This window comes from Pseudomonas sp. WOUb67 (genome assembly GCF_050058005.1).
GTDB lineage: Bacteria > Pseudomonadota > Gammaproteobacteria > Pseudomonadales > Pseudomonadaceae > Aquipseudomonas > Aquipseudomonas putida_R.
Window position 1 is genome coordinate 1,700,139 of sequence record NZ_CP170112.1, and the last position, 18,780, is coordinate 1,718,918.

The window sequence follows — 18,780 nt, forward strand, 5'->3', positions numbered from 1 at the left end:
TCCACCGGCCCTATCGCCGGCAAGCCAGCTCCCACAGGACCCCGCTGTCTTCAAGCCCTGTGCAATACCTGTGGGAGCTGGCTTGCCGGCGATAGGACCAGAACAGGCAACACATCGCTAACTCTTTGCTTGTGAGAATTGAAATCATTATTATTGCAACCCCAAAAAACGCCCGGACCTTCGCCATGACGCGCAAAACCGCCGGCCTTCCGCTCAGCTATCGCCTGGCCGTTGCCTCACGCAGCCTGGCCGCGCTGTTGGGCGGCTACCTGCTGGCGTCCATGGCCAGCGTCTGCATTGCATTGGTGGCGCCACTGCCGAAGGTCGATGCCACGCTGACCGGCCTGCTGTTGTCGTTCGTCTTCTACCTGCTGGCCTTCATCTGGTGCTTCGCCTGCCGCAGCGCCTGGCGTGCCTGGCTGGGCGTATTGGCGCCGAGCCTGCTGTTGGGCATGGTCAGCGGCGTTGCCTACTGGATGAAAAACCCATGAAAGAAGGCTTCCGCCAGGCGATGGCCTGGCTGCACACCTGGACCGGCCTGCTCTTCGGCTGGCTTCTGTTTGCCATCTTCCTCACCGGCACGCTGTCGTACTTCAAGGATGAAATCACCCACTGGGCGCAGCCCGAGGTGCGCAGCCATGCCCTGGACCCGGCCCGCAGCCTGGACAAGGCCCAGCAGTACCTGCAAGACAATGCCGGGCATTCCGCCTCCTGGTTCATCGACATGCCCAGCGAGCGTGAGGCGGCCCTGAGCGTGGGCTACCGCGACCCCAACGGCGGGCCGCGTGGCTTTGTCAACAAAACCCTCGACACGCAGACCGGCCAGCCGGTGGAAGCACGCGACAGCCGTGGGGGCGAGTTCTTCTACCGGTTCCACTTCCAGCTGCAGATGCCGCACCCGTTTGGCCGCTGGCTGTCGACCTTCTGCGCCTTCATCATGCTGCTGGGGCTGGTCACCGGCATCATCACCCATAAGAAGATCTTCAAGGAGTTCTTCACCTTCCGCCCCGGCAAGGGCCAGCGTTCCTGGCTGGACGGGCACAACGCAATCGGCGTGCTGGTGCTGCCGTTTCACCTGATGATCAGTTACAGCAGCCTGGTGCTGTTCATGTACATGGTGATGCCGGCGGGCATCATGGCCAGCTATGGCAATGACACGGGCAAGTATTTCAACGACCTGTTCGGCCGCGACGATGCGCCCAAAGCGGCCCAGGTGGCCACGCCGCTGGTAGCGCTGCCAACCCTTTACGCCAAGGTTCAGGAGCTGCAACCGGGCGCGCGTATCGGTTTCATCCAGGTGCAGAACCCGGGCGACAGCAATGCCCGCGTCACTTTCACCCAGTCGGCTGCCGACCACGTGGCCTATCGGCGCAGTGCCAACTGGACGTTCGACGGCGCCAGTGGCGCGCTGCTGAGCCAGGGCAAGCCAGAGAGCGGGGCGATGATGACCGCCTTCAGCTTTGCCGGGCTGCACATGGGTAATTTTGCCGGGCCGTGGCTGCGCTGGCTGTACTTCTTCTTTGGCGTGGCCGGGACTGCGGTGATCGGCACCGGGCTGGTGATGTGGCTGGGCAAGCGCCAGCTCAAGCATGCCAAGAGCTCGCACATGCCGGGTGAGTTGCGCCTGGTCGAGGTGCTCAATATCGCCAGCATGAGCGGCCTGCTGCTGGCGGTGGCCGGCTTCTTCTGGGCCAACCGCCTGATCCCGGTGGGCATCGAGGGCCGCGCCGACTGGGAGGTCGATGCCTTTTTCATCGCCTGGGGCTTGTCACTGGCGCATGCCGTGCTGCGCAGCGGGCGCCGGGCGTGGGGCGAACAACTGGCGCTGGGTGCGCTGGCCTTTGCCCTGCTGCCGCTGCTCAATGGCTTGACCACTGACCGGGGCTTGAGCCATTCGTTGCCGGCAGGCGACTGGGCCATGGCCGGCTTCGACCTGACGGCCCTGGGCACCGGCCTGTTCCTGGCCTGGCTGGCCGGCAAGATGCTGCGCAGCCCCAAACCGGTAGCCAAGCGACCACGCGCGGTAAAAAAAACGGGCACTGAAACGGCGCAGGTGAGCTGATGCTGGGTAACGCACTGATCGCATTCGCAGGTTTTGTCGCCCTGTGCCTGGCCATGGAAAAGCACTTCAGCGATTTGCTCGGGCGCAAGCCGCGCCCCGGGCAGTTGCGGCTGTTGCGGGTTGCCGGCTGGCTGCTGCTGATGCTGTCGCTGGTGCTCAGCGTGCACCTGCGTGGCTGGGCCCATGGCTTGGTGGAGTGGACGGCAGTGATGATGGCCGGGGTAACCGTGTGGGTGTTTGGCCTGCCTTACCAGCCGCGGCTGCTGCTGGGCCTGGCTGCCGCCAGCGTGGTGCTGGGCCCGTTGCTGGCCGTGTTTGCCGTGTGACCCCGTGAGCGAGCAGGGGGATATCATCGAGCCCGACGCCGACAGCACTGGCGGGCGTGCACGTTTCGTCCAGGTGTTTTTGGCCCAACGGGCGCGCATGGAGGCGCTGGTCAGCCGGCGCGTTGGCTGCCGCGCCACGGCGTCAGACCTGGTGCAGGAACTGTTCCTGCGTTTCTGGCGCCGCCCCGAGGTCAAGGTCGAGGCGCTGGACACCTACCTGTTGCGTTGTGCCGGCAACCTGGCCATCGACCACCTGCGCAGTGAAGGCAGCCGCGAACGCGTGGCAGAAGCGGCTTTGCCCATGGACGAGGCGGCCATGGCGCAGGCGCCAGAGCAGGCGCTGGAGGTCGACCACGACCTGCAGCGCATCGAAGCCGCCTTGCGCGCCTTGCCCGAGCGCACCCGGCAGATTTTTCTGCTCAACCGCATCCACGGCTGCAAGTACGGCGAAATTGCCAAGGCCATGCAGCTGTCCCAGAGCGCCGTGGAAAAGCATATGATGCGCGCCCTTGAAGCGTGCAAGGCGAGTGTTGCCGAGCCCGCGTCCACCCCACGCCGGCCAGGGAGTGCCCGTCGATGAGCCGTATGCCCCCCATCACCGAGGCGCAGTCCCAGGCCGCGCTGCAATGGCTCATCCGCATCAATGAGCAGCCCGCGCAAGCCGAAGGTGCTGCGTTCAAGCGCTGGTTGCTGGCCGACCCCGGGCACCGTGACGCCTACCAACAGGCCCAGACGCTGTGGCAGAAAAGCGCCGCCCCGGCGGCGCGGCTGGCGGACGAAGAACAGGACGCCCTGCAGCACTACCTGGATGCCATGGCCCAGCCGCCGACCCGCAGCCCTTGGCGGCAGCTGGCAGCACTGGCGGTGGCGGCCTGCCTGGTGCTGGCGGTGGGCGTTGCCGGTGGCTGGCACCCGGCGTACTGGTTGCAGGACCTGCAGGCCGACTACAGCAGTACCGGGCAGATTCGCCAGGTGACCTTGGCCGACCAGTCGCAGGTGACGCTTGATGCCGGTAGCGCCATTGCAGTCGATTTTGCCCAGGGTGAGCGCCGTGTGCGGTTGCTGTATGGCGCGGCGTTCTTCGAGGTCACGCATACCGGCGAGCCGTTCCTGGTCGGAGCTGGCGGTGGCGAAGTGCGGGTGCTCGGCACCCAGTTCGAGGTGCGTGAACAAGGCGACGGCACCCAGGTGACGGTGCGCAGCGGGCGTGTGGGGGTGAGCCCTGCACAAGGCACCCTGGCGCGTGAGCTGACGGCCAACCAGCAGGTGGCCTACAGCGCAGGCAGGGTAGGCGACACCCTGGCGGTGGACAGTGAAAACCGCCTGGCCTGGCGCCAGGGGTGGCTGAATTATTACCAGGTGCCGCTGGCGCAGGTGGTCGAAGACCTTGGGCGCTATTACCCGGGGCGCATCCTGTTGCTGGATGGCGAACTGGGGCAGCGCAAGGTCAGCGGCAGCTTCCCGGTGGCCGAGCCACTGCTGGCGCTGGATTCGCTGGGGAAGGTGATGGGCTTTTCGCGGCAGACCGTTTTGGGGCGTTTGACCCTGGTTCGGTAGCCGCCTGTGCTGGCCTCTTCGCAGCACAAGGCTGCTCCTACAGGGGCTATGCAGTACCTGTAGGAGCAGCCTTGTGCTGCGAAGAGGCCGGCACAGGAAAAATAATTTCAATCAACGGGTGAGGTAACAGGACGTGGCATCCGTGTAATGAGTGAAAGTGCGATTCATTCGCAATCGTCACCCTCTCACAGGTCAGCGTCCATGAAGTTCTCCTCGCGTTGCGTCCCTCTCTGGCTCGGCCTTGCTGCGCTCCCGGCCTTCGCTGTCGCCCCCCTGGCAAGCGCCGCCGAGCAGCTGCAGGCCTATGCCTTCGCCCAGCCGGCCCAACCCTTGGCCCAGGCCCTCAACGCTTTCAGCCGCACCACCGGCCAGAGCGTGGTCTACACCCTCGAACTGCCGGGCGTGCAAGCGCCCGCGTTGAATGGCCGGTTCAGCGCCGAGCAGGCGCTGCAACAGCTGCTGGGCAACGCCGGGCTGGCCTGGCGCCGCGTCGACGCACGCACCCTGACCCTGGAGCCCGCCGACACCTCAGGCGCCCTCAACCTGCAGGCCACCAACGTAACCTCGCAGTTGGACGACTACAGCTACCAGCCCCCGGCCAGCGCTTCGATCATGCGCGGGCAGGGGCCGAACCAGGACATCCCCCAGGCCATCAACGTGGTACCGGCCCAGGTCATCCGCGACCAGGCCCCGCGCAACCTCGACGATGCCCTGGCCAATGTCAGCGGCATTACCCAGGGCAACAACTTTGGCGGCACGTCCGACACGGTGATGAAGCGCGGCTTTGGCGACAACCGCGACGGCTCGATCATGCGCGATGGCATGCCCATCGTGCAGGGGCGTAGCCTAAACGCCAGCACCGAGCGGGTCGAAGTGCTCAAGGGCCCGGCCTCGCTGCTGTACGGCATCCAGGACCCGGGCGGGGTGATCAACGTGGTCAGCAAGCGCCCGCAACTGCAGCAGTACAACGCCCTGACCGTGCGCGGCTCGACCTACGGCAGCGGCAAGAACGGCAGTGGCGGCGGGCTCGACAGTACCGGTGCGCTGGGCGACAGCAACTTCGCCTACCGCTTGATCGTCGACCACGAAGACGAAGACTACTGGCGCAACTACGGCGTGCACCGCGAATCGCTGGTGGCGCCGTCGCTGGCCTGGCTGGGCGAAGACACCCAGGTGGTGCTGGCTTACGAGCACCGCGAATTTCTTTACCCCTTCGACCGGGGCACCGCGTTCGGCAGCAATGGCCACCCGCTGAACATCCCCGCCACGCGCCGCCTGGACGAGCCGTTCAACGACATGGAAGGGCGCTCCGACCTGTATCGCCTGGAGGTCGACCATCAGCTGGCCGATGACTGGAAGCTGCATTTTGGCTACAGCTTCAATCGCGAGACCTACGATGCCAGCCAGGTTCGGGTGACTGGCGTCAACGAAGCCAAAGGCACGCTGACCCGCAGCATCGACGGCACCCACAACGCCATGAGTCGGGACCAGTTCGCTACCCTGAGCCTGGCCGGTAATGTGCAAGTGGCCGGCATGCAAAATGACCTGTTGTTCGGCGTCGACCATGAAGACCGCAAGGTGTACCGCGGCGACCTGATTCGCCAGACTGCCCGCTCTACCTTCAGCTACCTCAACCCCGTTTACGGTCAGGAGGTGGAAGGCACCAACGTACGTGCCAGTGACAGCGACCAGACTGACAAGCTGCGCACCGATGCCCTGTTCGTCCAGGATGCACTGCACCTGGATGACCACTGGATCCTGGTGGCCGGCGCGCGCTTCCAGCAGTTCGACCAGTACGCCGGCCGCGGCCGCCCGTTCACGGCCAATACCGATAACAGCGGCCAGGCCTGGGTGCCGCATGCTGGCATCGTCTACAAGGTCGACGACCAGCTGTCGTTCTATGGCAGTTACACCGAGTCGTTCAAGCCCAACTCCAGCATTGCGCCGCTGACTGGCGGTGTGGTGCTGGACTCCTCCGTTGCACCCGAGGAGGGCAAGTCGTGGGAGTTGGGGGCCAAGCTGGACATGCCCGGTCGCCTGACTGGTACGCTGGCGCTGTTCGACATCACCAAGCGTAATGTGCTGGTCGCCAATTTCGATAGCGGGACGGGCGAGACGGTCTACAGCAATGCCGGTGAGGTCAATTCAAGAGGTGTGGAGCTCGACCTGACCGGCCAACTCAGCGACCGCTGGAGCTTGATCGGCAGCTATGCCTTTACCGATGCCAAGGTTACGAAAGACCCGGACCTTGAGGGCAACCGCCTGCAGAACGTGGCCAAGCACAGCGGTTCGCTGTCGGCGGTGTACGATTTCGGCAGCCTGTTCGGTGGCGACAAGCTGCGTTTAGGGGCCGGCGCGCGTTATGTGGGTGAACGGGCGGGCAACTCGACCAACACTTTCGACCTGCCGTCGTACACCGTGGCCGATGCGTTCGCCAGTTACGAGACCAAGCTTGATGAGCACAAGGTACGCTTGCAGTTGAACGTGAAGAACCTGTTCGACAAGGTTTACTACAGCTCGGCGGTGAACCAGTACTTTGTGGCAATCGGGGATGCGCGGCAGGTGAGCCTGTCCAGTACCTTCGAGTTTTGAGCCAGCCTGTACCGGCCTCTTCGCGGCTAAAGCCGCTCCCACAGGCTACCCCATTACCCTGTAGGAGCAGCCTTGTGCTGCGAAGAGGCCGGTAAGGCTAAAGATTATCTTCGGCTGCAATGGCCCCTTCGCAGCACAAGGCTGCTCCTACAGGGCTTGCGTCTGCCTTGAAATAGACACCGCTCATGAGCGGCTTTAGCCGCGAATGGCCGAACGGTACTCGCCCGGTGTTGCACCCAGCGCCTGCCGGAACCGGTTGCTGAAATGGCTGGCACTGGCAAACCCGCACAGCAGGGCAATCTCCCCCAGCGGCATCACCCCCAGTTGCAGCAACTGGCAGGCCCGGTGCAGTCGCCGGGCCAGCAGGTACTGGTGCGGCGGTAGGCCGAAACTGGTGCGGAACATGCGCGCAAAGTGGTATTCGGACAGGTTGCAGCGCAAGGCCAGTTCACCCAGGCTAATCGGCTGGTCCAGGTGCGCCTCGATGTAATCGACCAGTTGCCGGCGCAAGTTCGGCGCCAGCCCGCCTTTCAGCCGCAGGCCCTGGCGCAGGCCGACCTGGTTGAGCAGCGCATGGTCAACGATCTCGTGCGCCAGGCTGCTGGCCAGCAAGCGCTCGCCGGGTTCGTCCCAGTCCAGGGTGATCAGTTGGCGAAAGCGCACGGCCTGTTGCGGGTCGTCGAGAAAGGTCGCTTCCTGCAACTGCAGTTCACGTGGTTCGCGGTCGAGCAGGCGCACGCAACCCAGGGCGAACTGCGCCTCGCTGACATACAGGTGCGCCAGGCGGATTGCCCCATTGACCACCCAGTTCGATTCCTGCCCGGCCGGCATCACGCACAGCTTGCCGGGCGCGCCCTTGTCGGCCGGGCGCTGGCGGCGGAAGGTGCCGGTGCCGTCGGCAATGTAGCACGACAGGGTGTGATGGGTCGGGGCCTGATAGTCGCGGGCATCGTCGCGGTTGCTCCACAACGCCGCCGCCAGCCCATCGCCCAGGTGCGCGCTCAGCTCCAGCCTGGCGTGGGGCGAGGCATGCATGGCGTTGAACACTTGCAGTTGGGTGAGTGGCGTCATGGGCGATTCCTCTTGCCAGCCATCCTACTGCCACTTGGGCGGGCTTACAGCTACCTGTGGGACAAAAGCGCAAGTTTGTGCAAGCGGGCGAACGCTGATCGGAAGAACACTGGCAATCCCTGTGGGAGCGGGTTTACCCGCGAAGCGCCGGGCACCGATCTTGAAAGGCCCAAGGAACTGCCGCCATGAACATGTCACTCTACCTGCTCACCGTCCTGATCTGGGGCACCACCTGGATCGCCCTGAAGCTCCAGCTGGGTGTGGTCGCCATCCCGGTCTCGATCGTCTATCGCTTCGCCCTGGCCGGCCTGATCCTGTTCGCCATCCTGCTGCTCACCCGCCGCCTGCAACCCATGAACCGCCGCGGCCACCTCATCTGCCTGGCTCAGGGCTTGTGCCTGTTCTGCGTCAATTTCATGTGCTTCCTCACGGCCAGCCAGTGGATTGCCAGTGGCCTGATCGCCGTGGTGTTCTCCACGGCAACCCTGTGGAACGCACTTAACGCGCGGGTCTTCTTCGGCCAGAAGATCGCCGCCAATGTGCTGGGCGGGGGTGCCTTGGGCCTGCTCGGCCTGGGGCTGCTGTTCTGGCCAGAGCTGTCCCACCATGCCGCCAGCCGCGAGACCCTGTTCGGCCTTGGCCTGGCCTTGCTCGGCACGCTGTGCTTCTCGGCGGGCAACATGCTGTCGAGCATGCAGCAGAAGGCCGGGCTCAAACCCATGACCACCAACGCCTGGGGCATGGTCTACGGGGCCGCCATGCTGATGGTTTATTGCCTGTTCAGCGGTATTCCTTTCACCATGGAGTGGAACACCCGCTACATCGGCTCGCTGATGTACCTGGTGATTCCGGGTTCGGTGATCGGCTTCACTGCCTACCTGACCCTGGTCGGGCGCATGGGGCCGGAGCGGGCCGCCTATTGCACGGTGCTGTTCCCGTTGGTGGCGTTGAATGTGTCGGCGGTGGCCGAGGGGTATCAGTGGACGGCGCCGGCCTTGCTGGGGCTGGTGGCGGTGATGGCGGGGAATGTGCTGGTGTTTCGCAAGCCCGAGGCTCGGGTGGCTGAGGAAGTTGTGCTGGCCAAGTAGGTAATGTGCTGCTTGTACCGGCCCTTTCGCGGGTGAACCCGCTCCCACAGGTACCCCACAGCCCTCAGGAACTGTGCATTACCGGTGGGAGCGGGTTTACCCGCGAAGAGGCCGGTCCAGGCAGCGAATAATTATCAGCCCTTCCACACCTGTGGGTTCACCAGGTCCCGCGGCCGCTCACCCAGCAGCGCCGCACGCAGGTTGTCCATCGCGCGGTTGGCCATGGCCTCACGGGTTTCGGCAGTGGCCGAACCGATGTGCGGCAAGGTCAGCGCGTTGGGCAGCTTGAACAGCGGCGAATCGCTCAGTGGCTCTTTCTCGTACACATCCAGGCCAGCCCCACGAATGGTGCCGTTCTGCAGCGCTTCGATCAGCGCAGCTTCGTCCACCACCGGCCCGCGGGCGATGTTGATCAGGAACGCACTCGGCTTCATCAGCTTCAGTTCACGGGCGCTGATCAGCTTGCGGGTGGCGTCGGACAATGGCACCACAATGACCACGAAGTCCGCTTCGGCCAGCAACTGCTCCAGGCTGCGGAACTGTGCGCCCAGCTCTTGCTCCAGCGCGGTCTTGCGGCTGTTGCCCGCGTAGATCACCGGCATGTTGAAGCCGAAGTGGCCACGACGGGCAATGGCGGCCCCGATGTTGCCCATGCCGACGATACCCAGCGTCTTGCCATGCACATCGCTGCCGAACAGGGCCGGGCCCACGGTGGCCTGCCAGTTGCCGGCCTTGGTCCAGGCATCCAGTTCGGCGGTGCGGCGGGCGCAGCCCATGACCAGCGAGAAGCCCAGGTCGGCGGTGCTTTCGGTAAGCACGTCGGGGGTATTGGTCAGGGCGATGCCGCGCTCGTTGAAGTAGTCCAGGTCATAGTTGTCGTAACCGACGGACACGCTGGACACCACCTCCAGCCTGGCCGCGCCTTCAAGCTGCGCACGGCCCAGCTTGCGGCCTACACCGATCAGGCCGTGGGCCTCGGGCAGGGCTTCGTTGAACTGGGCATTGATGTCGCCCAGCTTGGGGTTGGGCACAATCACGTTGAAGTCTTGCTGCAGGCGCTCGGCCATGGCCGGGGTGATACGGCTGAAGGCCAGGACGGTCTTTTTCATCGGGCAACTTCTCTGCAAGGCGGGTGGTGGACAATGGTTAGCAACCTACCATTGTCCACCCCCGCAATGCAGCAGCTTTTTAGTTGGCGATCAGCACCTGATGGGTTTTCAGGTCGGCCTCATGGGCCGCGAGAATCTCTGGCAGCGAGTTGCGCAGGTACTCGACCCACGTCTTGATCTTGGCATCCAGGTACTGCCGCGACGGGTAGATGGCGTACAGGTTCAGCTCCTGCAGGCGGTACTCGGGCAGCACCCGCACCAGGCTGCCATCGCGCAGGCCATCGATGGCCGAATAGATCGGCAGCACGCCTACGCCCATGCCGCTGCGGATCGCGGTCTTCATGGCATCGGCCGTGTTGACCATGAACGGCGAGCTGGTGATGTTGACCATCTCCTGGCCTTCCGGGCCGTCGAACAGCCACTTTTCCAGCGGGATCACCGGGCTGACCATGCGCAGGCAGGCGTGCTTGAGCAGGTCGGCGGGCTTTTGCGCACTGCCGTGGCGGGCGATGTAGGCGGGCGAGGCGCAGACGATGCTGTAGGTGATGCCCAGGCGCTGCGACACGAACCCCGAGTCGGGCAGTTCGGTGGCCAGCACGATGGACACGTCATAGCCCTCGTCGAGCAGGTCGGGCACGCGGTTGGCCATGGTCAGGTCGAAGGTGACGTCCGGGTGCGATTCGCGGTAGCGGGCAATGGCATCGACCACGAAGTGCTGGCCCACCCCGGTCATCGAGTGCACCTTCAACTGCCCGGCCGGGCGGGCGTGGGCATCGCTGGCTTCGGCTTCCGCTTCTTCCACATAGGTAAGAATCTGTTCGCAACGCATCAGGTAGCGCTTGCCGGCCTCGGTCAGCGCAATGCGGCGGGTGGTACGGTTGAGCAGCCTTGTTTGCAGATGGGCTTCCAGGTTGGAGACCGCCCGCGACACGTTCGCGGTGGTCGTATCCAGTTGCGCCGCAGCAGCGGTGAAGCTGCCTAGCTGGGCTACGCAACTGAAAGCACGCATGTTTTGCAGGGTGTCCATGGGTCACTCTCGATGTAGAGGACAAAATTGTGTCACGAAGTAACGCAGAAAAGCTGAAAAGTTGCCTTCGACCAAAGGCGGATTATCGCTGTTTTGGTAACAAAGATTCGCAGGAATCTGCGCTTATCGCCAGTGCTGCCGCCCCCTAGAATTGCCCGGCCCCTTCACCTCTTCCTCGGGAAATCGCAGCTGTGCCGCGTCGCATCATCAGAACGCTCAATGCGTTCAGTGCCTGTGCCCTTGCCCTCACCTTGAGTGGCTGTATCGGAACCTGGGGCATCGCCCCGCAAAGCAAGACGCTGCAAGCCAATACCTTGACCACCGACGCGGCCATACGCGAAGCCGCGACCGACGCCCATTGGCCCGACCAGCAGTGGTGGCACGCCTATGGCGACCCGCAGCTGGACCGCTGGATCAACCTGGCCGTGGCTGGCAGCCCGAGCCTGGCCATGGCCGCAGCGCGGGTGCGCGAAGCCAAGGCCATGGCCGGCGTGGTCGAGTCGGCGGAAAAGCTCCAGGCCAACGGCCAGGCCACGCTCAAGCGCCACAACTGGCCTGAAGACCAGTTCTACGGCCCGGGCGCGCTGTCGGGCGCCAACACCTGGGACAACAACGCCGCCATCGGCTTCAGCTACGCCCTCGACCTCTGGGGCCGCGAACGCAATGCCAGCGAGCAGGCCGTGGACCAGGCGCACATGAGCGTGGCCGAAGCCCGCCAGGCGCAGCTGGAGCTGCAGAACAACGTGGTGCGCGCCTATATCCAGCTGAGCCTGCATTTTGCCCAGCGCGATATCGTCAAGGCCGAACTGGAGCAGCAGGAACAGATCCTGGCCCTGGCCAAGCGCCGCCTGGATGCCGGTATCGGCACCCATTTCGAAGTCAGCCAGGCCGAAGCACCGCTACCGGAAACCCACCGCCAGCTGGACAGCCTGAACGAAGAAATTGCCCTGACCCGCAACCAGCTGGCCGCACTGGCCGGCAAGGGCCCGGGGGAAGGCGCGCAATTGCAGCGCCCGGCCCTGGCCTTGGCCGCGCCGTTGAAACTGCCCTCGAACCTGCCTGCCGAACTGGTCGGCCAGCGTCCCGACGTGGTCGCCAGCCGCTGGCAGGTGGCCGCCCAGGCGCGTGGCATCGACGTCGCCCACGCCGGCTTCTTCCCCAACGTCGACCTGGTTGGCAGCCTGGGCTTCATGGCCACCGGCGGTGGCCCGCTGGAGTTTTTGACCGGGCGCAAGTTCAACTACAACGTCGGCCCGGCCATCAGCTTGCCGATCTTCGACGGTGGCCGCCTACGCTCGGAACTGGGCGTTGCCTCGGCGGGGTATGACGTGGCCGTGGCGCGCTACAACCAGACCGTGGTTGGCGCACTGAAGAACATCTCTGACCAGTTGATCCGCCGCGAGTCGATGAAAGAGCAGTCGCACTTCGCTGCCGAATCCGTCGCCGCTGCGCAGAAAACCTATGACATCGCCATGGTCGCTTTCCAGCGCGGCCTTACCGACTACCTCAACGTGCTCAACGCGCAGACCTTGCTGTTCCGCCAGCAGCAGGTGCAGCAGCAGGTGCAGGCCGCCCGCCTGATCGCCCATGCCGAGCTGGTCACCGCCCTGGGTGGTGGCCTGCAGGCCGGTCAGGATGCGCCGAAGGAGGAACGCCAGGCCGCGCCGGCCACCCCGGCCACCCTGGCCATTTTCGACAAGAAGCCGGATAACGCCGAATGAGCACTTCCAGTTTGCCCGTGCGCTGGCTGCAAAGCCTGGAATGGCGCCGGGGCTTCTTTGCCTGGGCCCGCACCGACGGCGTGACCTGGGTGTACATCTTCAAGGTGCTGGCCGCCGCGTTCATCACCCTGTGGCTGGCCATGCGCCTGGAGCTGCCGCAACCGCGCACGGCGATGATCACCGTGTTCATCGTCATGCAGCCGCAAAGCGGGCATGTGTTCGCCAAGAGCTTCTACCGGGTGCTCGGCACACTGGCTGGCTCGGCGATGATGGTGGCGCTGATCGCCATCTTCCCGCAGAACACCGAGCTGTTCCTGCCCAGCCTGGCCCTGTGGGTGGGCCTGTGTTCGGCCGGCGCCATGCGCTACCGCACCTTCCGCGCCTATGGCTTTGTGCTGGCCGGCTACACCGCTGCGATGATCGGCTTGCCGGTGCTTCAGCACCCCGACCAGGCGTTCATGGCGGCGGTATGGCGGGTGCTGGAAATTGCCCTGGGCATTCTGGTGTCGACCTTCGTCAGCGCCGCGATCCTGCCACAGTCGGCCAGTGCTGCCATGCGCAACGCCCTGTACCAGCGCTTTGGCGTGTTCGCCGGGGTGGTGGTCGAGGCCCTGCGTGGCGATAGCCAGAAGGACCGTTTCGAGAGCAGCAACGTGCGTTTCGTTGCCGAAGCTGTGGGCCTTGAAAGCCTGCGCAATGTCACCGCCTTCGAAGACCCGCACATGCGCCGCCGCAGTGGCCGACTGGTGCGGATGAACAGCGAGTTCATGGCCATTACCACGCGCTTCAATGCCCTGCACCGTTTGCTGGAGCGCCTGCGCGCCCGTGGCCCGCTGCAGATCGTCAGCGCCATCGAGCCGGGCCTGAATACCCTGGTGGAGCTGCTGCAGCCCTATGTGGGCCGGGCGCTGACCGATGCTGATGCCCTGCGCCTGACCCTGGAGCTGGCGGCCTACAAGGAGGGCCTGCAAGCCCAGGTGCGCGGGCTGCGCGCCGAGTACCTGGCGACCGAGCCCAGCGAGGCCGACCTGCTCGACTTCCACACCGCATTCGAACTGCTGTACCGCTTCGTCGACGAGATGTACAGCTACGCCGAAACCCACGCCTCGCTGGCCGCGCACAAGCACGAACGTGAGCAGTGGGACGAGCCCTACGTGGCGCAGACCAGTTGGCTGGTGTCGCTGGCCGCCGGTGTGCGTGCCTCGGCGGTGCTGTTGCTGCTGGGCAGCTACTGGCTGCTCAGCGACTGGCCCAGCGGCGCCATGATGACCTTGATCGCCACCGTCACCGTCGGCCTCTCGGCGGCCTCGCCGAACCCCAAGCGCATGTCGTTCCAGATGGCCTGCGGCACGGCCATCGGCGCCTTCATCGGCTTCTTCGAAACCTTCTTCGTGTTCCCCTGGATCGACGGTTTCCCGCTGCTGTGCATGGTGCTGGCGCCGGTGTTCGTGCTGGGTGCGTTCCTCTCGTCGCGCCCGGCCTACGCCGGTTACGGCATCGGCCTGCTGGTGTTCTTTGCGATTGGCTCGGTGCCGAACAACCTCACCGTGTATGACCCGTACACCTTCATCAACGACTACATCGGCATGGTCATCGGCATGTTTGTCTGCGCCGCCGCCGGGGCGATCATCCTGCCGCCGAACAGCCGCTGGTTGTGGAACCGCCTGGAGCAGGAGCTGCGCGAGCAGGTGCTGTTCGCCATCAGCGGGCGCCTGCGCGGCATCGGCACGGCCTTCGAAAGCCGCACCCGCGACCTGCTGCACCAGGCCTATGGCCTGGCGGCCGGCAAGCCGCAGGTGCAGAGCCAACTGATGGGCTGGATGTTCACCGTGCTGGAAATCGGCCACGCCGTGATCGAGCTGCGCAAGGAACAAGCCCGCGCCCCGGTGCACCCGGCCTACGCAGAGTCGCAGCCGTGGCGCCAGGCAATCCGCGTCATGGGCCGTGCCCTGACACGCCTGTTCCTGCAGCCCAGTGCCAGTAACCACGAACGCGCCCTGGTCGCCGTCGACCATGCGATTGCCCGCGTGCAGGCCACCGACGAACCCTTTGCCCGCCATTTCGACACCTCGGTGCTGCGGCGTGCGCAAAGCTACCTGCACTTCATCCGTTCCTCCTTGCTGGACCCACAGTCGCCACTGGCACCGGCGAAAGGATTGCACCATGCCCCGTGAAATCGCCTTCCATGGCGTGTACATGCCCACCATGACCTTGATGTTCCTGTTCGCCCTGGGCCTGGCCTGGGGCCTGGACCGGTTCATCGCCAGCCATGATGGCTACCGCTTCTTCTGGCACCCGGCGCTGTTGCGCCTGAGCCTGTTCGTCTGCCTGTTCGGCGCCATGGCGCTTACTGTCTACTGGTGAGAAACCTTCGATGAAAAAGTTCTTCAGCCTGATCGCCACCCTGCTGGTGTTGGTCGCTGCCGTGGCCATCGGTCGCCAGCTGTGGCTGCACTATATGACCACGCCATGGACCCGCGACGGCCGCGTGCGTGCCGACATCATCAACGTCGCCGCCGACGTGCCCGGCTACGTGGTGGACGTGCCGGTCAAGGACAACCAGCGGGTGAAGAAAGGCGACCTGCTGATCCAGATCGACCCCGAGCACTACCAACTGGCGGTCGACCAGGCCAAGGCCATGGTCGCCTCGCGCAAGGCCACCTGGGAAATGCGCAAGGTCAACGCCAAGCGCCGTGCCGACATGGACAACCTGGTGATCTCCAAGGAAAACCGCGACGACGCCAGCAACATCGCCAACTCCGCCCAGGCCGATTACCAGCAAGCCCTTGCCGAACTGGCTGCAGCCGAGCTGAACCTCAAGCGCACGCACATCGTGGCCACGGTGGACGGGTACGTGACCAACCTGAATATCCACAAGGGCGACTATGCGCGCACCGGTGAAGCGGTGATGGCGGTGGTCGACGAGAACTCGTTCTGGGTGTACGGGTTCTTCGAAGAGACCAAGCTGCCCCACGTGAAGGTGGGCGACCAGGCCGAGCTGCAGATGATGAGCGGCGAGCGCATCAAAGGGCATGTGGAGAGCATCGCCCGCGGCATCTACGACCGCGACAACCCACAAAGCCGCGAGCTGATCGCCGATGTGAACCCCACCTTCAACTGGGTGCGGCTGGCACAGCGGGTGCCGGTGCGCATTCACATCGATGAAGTGCCGGAAGGGTTTTTGCTGGCGGCGGGGACGACGTGTACGGTGGTGGTGAAGCCGAGCGAGGGGTGAGCCTCGGAGCCATCCCGGGCTCACGCATCATCTGTGGGAGCCAGTCGACTCATTCGGCTGCAGCTTCTCGCAGTAGCTGCTCCCAATCGTCCGGCGGGTGGCCGGTATGCAGCATCTTCTGAAAGACCTTGTAAGCATCGTCGCTACTTTCGTAGGCCCGCTTGCTCGACTCGTCATTGACCCAGGCCAGCACAATGATCCTGCTGGGGGTGTGGTAGCGGAAGAACAACCGGTACTGCTGGAAGAACTTTGCCCTGAACCAGTGCTTGTGGTCACCACCCAGTGTGGCCCCCTGCCGGTATTCAGGCTTGGTCGGGTCTTGAGGGATTACATCGAAGGCCAGTCGCTTGATGGCCGCCAGCCGTTTATAGGCATTTCTGCGCGTGTAACCCGTTGGGTCCTTGTGCATCTGAGCCTGCACTTGAGCGCTCAGCGCCTCCAGTTTGGCCAGGAACAGCGGGTGGGCAATTACAGTCCATCCATGAATAACCAGAGGCTTCCTGTTCGCATCACTCATTCATCATCCGCCGACAGAGGTTGATCCAGGTCGACCTCCGCGTCGCCGACAAGCTTGTCGAGACGAGCGATGAGGCCTGCATCGACAACCTGCAGCCGTTGAGGATTGGTAGCGATGTCGTGAGCCAGAAAATCCAGAAATTTTCCCAGCACCGGATCGTCCTCGGTTGCCTCTGCCCGGGTGAGTATCACCCCACCGTCAGGGCGAATCGAGTAATGGATCTTGTCACGTTTTTTCAAACCCAAGGCGCGCCGCACCGTTTCGGGCACGGTGGTCTGATAGCGATCGGTCAGCGTGGACTCGACGTCGAAGGTGGCAGCCATTGGCAATGTCCTGTAGGTCACAACGATACGACCTAAGGTAATGCGACTGCATTGCCAGGTCAATGCAGGTGCATTACCACAGTGATGAGCGGTCAGGCAGACCCCAGCAAGGCTGGCACAGCGGTTATCGGAGCGTATTCACATTGATGAAGGGCCGGAAGGATTTCTGCTGGCGGGGGAGGACGACGTGTACGGTGGTGGTGAAGCCGAATACGCCTTGAGAGATATGTAACGTGGAAGATCGAGCGCCGCCCGCGCGGCGCATCGCGAGCTACGCTCGCTCCTACGTTTATTTCGGGCCAGTCAATTCAGTTGCAGGTGAGCGCGACCGCCTTGTTTGTACAACTCAATATCGAGCCATTCACCAAGGCGTTCGCGTGCAAATCCCACAGGATAAATTGGCCTTAAACAAACGTAGGAGCGAGCGTAGCTCGCGATGCGCCGCGCGGGCGGCGCTCGATCTACCAGGCGGTACACCTCTCAAGTCATTCCCCCGCAGCCCCCACCAATACCGGCACCTTAACCCGATCAATCACCTTCGCGCTGATCGACGGGTCGAGCATCCGCCCCAGCCGCGACAGGTGGCGGTGGCCCATGATGATCAGTTCGGCGTTCAATTCCTGCGCCTTGGCCACGATTGCCTCGACCGGTTGCCCCGCTACCATGCAGCCCTGACTGGTGAAACCGGCTTGCTGCAGGTCGCGCACGGCTTCGGCTACGGCGTGGTCGGCGTGCTGCTGTTCTTCGCAGGCGGCGGGGTATTCTTCCAGTTCTTCGGCGGTGTAGGGCGCGGGCTGGTCGTGGACGGCGAAGGTGGAGTCGATGGCCAGCAGTATGTGCAGTTCGTGGTCGTTGGGGCGGCAGTAGCGGCGGGCGAGGGTGAGCAGGGCGCCGGAAGCGGGGGAGGCGTCGATGGCGATCAGGACGGGGCTGGGCATGGGGATCCTTGGCAATGGCTGGCTGATGTATCTGCAGGATCGGCCCTTTCGCGGGCACGCCCGCTCCCACAGGTACTGCACACCCCGCGGGCATGGTGGGGTTCCTGTGGGAGCGGGTTCACCCGCGAAGAGGGCGAACCTGCCATGCCCCATTCTTGGCTCAGTCCACTCAATGAATAAATGCCCCACCACGCAAGAGCGCATTGCGTCTGATGCAATCCAGCAACCTGCTACCATCGCGTTTCCCACAGCTGTAACGGAAAACGGCCATGCAACTCCCGGACATGAACCTGCTTGTCGCCCTCGATGCCCTGCTCGATGAGGGCAGTGTGGTGGGCGCCGCGCAGCGCATGAACCTGAGCCCGGCAGCGATGAGCCGGACCCTTGGGCGTATCCGTGATGCCTTGGGCGACCCGATCCTGGTGCGCGCCGGCCGTGGCCTGGTGCCGACGCCGCGTGCGTTGGCCCTGCGCGAGCAGGTGCATGGCCTGGTGGAGCAGGCCGGGCAGGTGTTCCGCAGCCGTGATGATGTCGATCTGGTCAACCTGGACCGTGCCTTCAACATCCGCACCAATGACCTGTTCATAGCCCTGTATGGCGCCCAATTGCTGAGCATGATGCTGGCCCAGGCGCCGCGAACGGTGTTGCGGTTCGTCCCGGAGGGCAGTGGTGACGATGATGCGGTGCTGCGCAATGGGCAAATTGACCTGATCATCAGCTCGGCCGTGGAGCTGGGCCCGGAAATCAAGGTGCAGAGCCTGTTCAACACCTACTTCGTGGGCCTTGCGCGTGTGGGGCACCCGATCTTCGACGCCCCGATCACCCCTGAGCGTTTTGCCGCCTACCCGCAGATCAGCGTGTCTCGCCGCGGCCGTGCCAATGGGCCGATCGATGTGGCGTTGGCCAACCACAAGGTGGAGCGGCGCGTGGCCCTGATCACCACCAGCTTCCACTCGGCGATGTTCTCGCTGCCGGATTCGGACCTGATCCTGCCGATACCCGCCAATATCCTCAACAGTGTGCAGCGGCTGAAGCTGCCATTGCGCTCGTTCGAGATCCCGGTGCCGTTGGAGAAGGTCAATGTGATGCAGGCGTGGCACCCGCGTTTCGACAACGACCCCGCGCACCGCTGGTTGCGCCAGACGTTGAAAGCGTGTGGCCGTATTGACCCGTGATTTCGACATCGATTGCGTCTGACGCAATATACAACTACC

18 protein-coding genes and 1 pseudogene are annotated in these 18,780 nt (G+C 64.2%); 13 read left to right on the forward strand and 6 right to left on the reverse strand.

From position 1 onward, the window contains the following. The first annotated feature begins 185 nt into the window (after nt 1–185). From ABOC32_RS07630 to ABOC32_RS07655, 6 genes are all read left to right on the forward strand, one after another. On the forward strand, nt 186–491 hold the full coding sequence (locus ABOC32_RS07630; protein ID WP_086975342.1) for a DUF3649 domain-containing protein: 306 nt from the start codon (nt 186–188) through the stop codon (nt 489–491). After that, a complete protein-coding gene (locus ABOC32_RS07635) occupies nt 488–2,062 on the forward strand; it encodes a PepSY-associated TM helix domain-containing protein (protein ID WP_426810617.1) in 1,575 nt (524 codons plus the stop codon). The genes ABOC32_RS07630 and ABOC32_RS07635 overlap by 4 nt, the downstream gene beginning before the upstream one ends. After that, nucleotides 2,062–2,388, forward strand: a complete 327-nt coding sequence (locus tag ABOC32_RS07640) for a DUF3325 domain-containing protein (protein ID WP_019473287.1) — start codon at nt 2,062–2,064, stop codon at nt 2,386–2,388. Before ABOC32_RS07635 ends, ABOC32_RS07640 begins: the two co-directional genes overlap by 1 nt. Nucleotides 2,389–2,392: 4 nt before the next feature. Beyond that, complete coding sequence (locus tag ABOC32_RS07645) at nt 2,393–2,968, forward strand: RNA polymerase sigma factor (RefSeq protein ID WP_426810618.1); 576 nt, start codon at nt 2,393–2,395, stop codon at nt 2,966–2,968. Next, nucleotides 2,965–3,945, forward strand: a complete 981-nt coding sequence (locus ABOC32_RS07650; protein WP_426810619.1) for a FecR family protein — start codon at nt 2,965–2,967, stop codon at nt 3,943–3,945. The genes ABOC32_RS07645 and ABOC32_RS07650 overlap by 4 nt, the downstream gene beginning before the upstream one ends. A gap of 201 nt (nt 3,946–4,146) precedes the next feature. After that, nucleotides 4,147–6,537, forward strand: a complete 2,391-nt coding sequence (locus ABOC32_RS07655; protein WP_426810620.1) for a TonB-dependent siderophore receptor — start codon at nt 4,147–4,149, stop codon at nt 6,535–6,537. A 195-nt stretch (nt 6,538–6,732) separates the two neighbouring features. Here ABOC32_RS07655 and ABOC32_RS07660 read toward each other — a convergent pair whose 3' ends face one another. After that, nucleotides 6,733–7,608: a helix-turn-helix domain-containing protein gene (locus ABOC32_RS07660; protein WP_426810621.1), complete on the reverse strand. Its 876-nt coding sequence runs from the start codon at nt 7,606–7,608 to the stop codon at nt 6,733–6,735. Between the two features lie 185 nt (nt 7,609–7,793). Here ABOC32_RS07660 and ABOC32_RS07665 point away from each other — a divergent pair, with 185 nt between their 5' ends. Continuing rightward, entirely contained in the window at nt 7,794–8,696 is a 903-nt protein-coding gene (locus ABOC32_RS07665; protein WP_426810622.1) for a DMT family transporter, read from the forward strand. A gap of 134 nt (nt 8,697–8,830) precedes the next feature. Here ABOC32_RS07665 and ABOC32_RS07670 read toward each other — a convergent pair whose 3' ends face one another. Beyond that, complete coding sequence (locus ABOC32_RS07670) at nt 8,831–9,805, reverse strand: 2-hydroxyacid dehydrogenase (protein WP_426810623.1); 975 nt, start codon at nt 9,803–9,805, stop codon at nt 8,831–8,833. Nucleotides 9,806–9,884: 79 nt separating this feature from the next. Then, nucleotides 9,885–10,832: a LysR family transcriptional regulator gene (locus tag ABOC32_RS07675; protein WP_043197939.1), complete on the reverse strand. Its 948-nt coding sequence runs from the start codon at nt 10,830–10,832 to the stop codon at nt 9,885–9,887. 191 nt (nt 10,833–11,023) lie between these two features. On the opposite strand from ABOC32_RS07675, the gene ABOC32_RS07680 reads away from it, so the two are divergent. Genes ABOC32_RS07680 through ABOC32_RS07695 form a run of 4 tightly spaced genes read left to right on the forward strand, consistent with a single transcriptional unit; the run spans nt 11,024 to nt 15,788 of the window. Beyond that, nucleotides 11,024–12,553, forward strand: coding sequence for an efflux transporter outer membrane subunit (locus ABOC32_RS07680; RefSeq protein ID WP_426810624.1), 1,530 nt, complete (start codon nt 11,024–11,026; stop codon nt 12,551–12,553). After that, a complete protein-coding gene (locus ABOC32_RS07685) occupies nt 12,550–14,727 on the forward strand; it encodes an FUSC family protein (RefSeq protein WP_426810625.1) in 2,178 nt (725 codons plus the stop codon). The genes ABOC32_RS07680 and ABOC32_RS07685 overlap by 4 nt, the downstream gene beginning before the upstream one ends. Beyond that, nucleotides 14,717–14,917 (forward strand): DUF1656 domain-containing protein, encoded by a 201-nt coding sequence (locus tag ABOC32_RS07690; RefSeq protein WP_009685040.1) that lies wholly within the window; start codon nt 14,717–14,719, stop codon nt 14,915–14,917. The genes ABOC32_RS07685 and ABOC32_RS07690 overlap by 11 nt, the downstream gene beginning before the upstream one ends. Nucleotides 14,918–14,927: 10 nt before the next feature. Continuing rightward, nucleotides 14,928–15,788, forward strand: coding sequence for an efflux RND transporter periplasmic adaptor subunit (locus ABOC32_RS07695; RefSeq protein WP_234227734.1), 861 nt, complete (start codon nt 14,928–14,930; stop codon nt 15,786–15,788). Between the two features lie 49 nt (nt 15,789–15,837). Here ABOC32_RS07695 and ABOC32_RS07700 read toward each other — a convergent pair whose 3' ends face one another. Then, on the reverse strand, nt 15,838–16,305 hold the full coding sequence (locus ABOC32_RS07700) for a type II toxin-antitoxin system YhaV family toxin (protein WP_232889195.1): 468 nt from the start codon (nt 16,303–16,305) through the stop codon (nt 15,838–15,840). After that, a complete protein-coding gene (locus tag ABOC32_RS07705) occupies nt 16,302–16,628 on the reverse strand; it encodes a type II toxin-antitoxin system PrlF family antitoxin (protein ID WP_014859917.1) in 327 nt (108 codons plus the stop codon). The genes ABOC32_RS07700 and ABOC32_RS07705 overlap by 4 nt, the downstream gene beginning before the upstream one ends. A 109-nt stretch (nt 16,629–16,737) precedes the next feature. Between ABOC32_RS07705 and ABOC32_RS07710 the strand changes: the two are divergent. Continuing rightward, nucleotides 16,738–16,849: pseudogene (locus tag ABOC32_RS07710) on the forward strand (efflux transporter periplasmic adaptor subunit); the annotation flags it as partial. Nucleotides 16,850–17,113: 264 nt separating this feature from the next. Here ABOC32_RS07710 and ABOC32_RS07715 read toward each other — a convergent pair. Then, nucleotides 17,114–17,566 (reverse strand): universal stress protein, encoded by a 453-nt coding sequence (locus tag ABOC32_RS07715; RefSeq protein ID WP_426810626.1) that lies wholly within the window; start codon nt 17,564–17,566, stop codon nt 17,114–17,116. A gap of 269 nt (nt 17,567–17,835) precedes the next feature. Between ABOC32_RS07715 and ABOC32_RS07720 the strand changes: the two genes are divergently transcribed. After that, nucleotides 17,836–18,741 (forward strand): LysR family transcriptional regulator, encoded by a 906-nt coding sequence (locus tag ABOC32_RS07720; protein WP_234227732.1) that lies wholly within the window; start codon nt 17,836–17,838, stop codon nt 18,739–18,741. The last annotated feature ends 39 nt before the right edge of the window (nt 18,742–18,780 follow it).

What these genes read in the sequence shown, in the direction of transcription:
- ABOC32_RS07630 (WP_086975342.1), top strand. Translation starts at nt 186, where the DNA reads ATGACGCGCAAAACCGCCGGCCTTCCGCTCAGCTATCGCCTGGCCGTT.
- ABOC32_RS07635 (WP_426810617.1), top strand. Translation starts at nt 488, where the DNA reads ATGAAAGAAGGCTTCCGCCAGGCGATGGCCTGGCTGCACACCTGGACC.
- ABOC32_RS07640 (WP_019473287.1), top strand. Translation starts at nt 2,062, where the DNA reads ATGCTGGGTAACGCACTGATCGCATTCGCAGGTTTTGTCGCCCTGTGC.
- ABOC32_RS07650 (WP_426810619.1), top strand. Translation starts at nt 2,965, where the DNA reads ATGAGCCGTATGCCCCCCATCACCGAGGCGCAGTCCCAGGCCGCGCTG.
- ABOC32_RS07655 (WP_426810620.1), top strand. Translation starts at nt 4,147, where the DNA reads ATGAAGTTCTCCTCGCGTTGCGTCCCTCTCTGGCTCGGCCTTGCTGCG.
- ABOC32_RS07660 (WP_426810621.1), bottom strand. Translation starts at nt 7,608, where the DNA reads ATGACGCCACTCACCCAACTGCAAGTGTTCAACGCCATGCATGCCTCG.
- ABOC32_RS07665 (WP_426810622.1), top strand. Translation starts at nt 7,794, where the DNA reads ATGAACATGTCACTCTACCTGCTCACCGTCCTGATCTGGGGCACCACC.
- ABOC32_RS07670 (WP_426810623.1), bottom strand. Translation starts at nt 9,805, where the DNA reads ATGAAAAAGACCGTCCTGGCCTTCAGCCGTATCACCCCGGCCATGGCC.
- ABOC32_RS07675 (WP_043197939.1), bottom strand. Translation starts at nt 10,832, where the DNA reads ATGGACACCCTGCAAAACATGCGTGCTTTCAGTTGCGTAGCCCAGCTA.
- ABOC32_RS07685 (WP_426810625.1), top strand. Translation starts at nt 12,550, where the DNA reads ATGAGCACTTCCAGTTTGCCCGTGCGCTGGCTGCAAAGCCTGGAATGG.
- ABOC32_RS07690 (WP_009685040.1), top strand. Translation starts at nt 14,717, where the DNA reads ATGCCCCGTGAAATCGCCTTCCATGGCGTGTACATGCCCACCATGACC.
- ABOC32_RS07695 (WP_234227734.1), top strand. Translation starts at nt 14,928, where the DNA reads ATGAAAAAGTTCTTCAGCCTGATCGCCACCCTGCTGGTGTTGGTCGCT.
- ABOC32_RS07700 (WP_232889195.1), bottom strand. Translation starts at nt 16,305, where the DNA reads ATGAGTGATGCGAACAGGAAGCCTCTGGTTATTCATGGATGGACTGTA.
- ABOC32_RS07705 (WP_014859917.1), bottom strand. Translation starts at nt 16,628, where the DNA reads ATGGCTGCCACCTTCGACGTCGAGTCCACGCTGACCGATCGCTATCAG.
- ABOC32_RS07715 (WP_426810626.1), bottom strand. Translation starts at nt 17,566, where the DNA reads ATGCCCAGCCCCGTCCTGATCGCCATCGACGCCTCCCCCGCTTCCGGC.
- ABOC32_RS07720 (WP_234227732.1), top strand. Translation starts at nt 17,836, where the DNA reads ATGCAACTCCCGGACATGAACCTGCTTGTCGCCCTCGATGCCCTGCTC.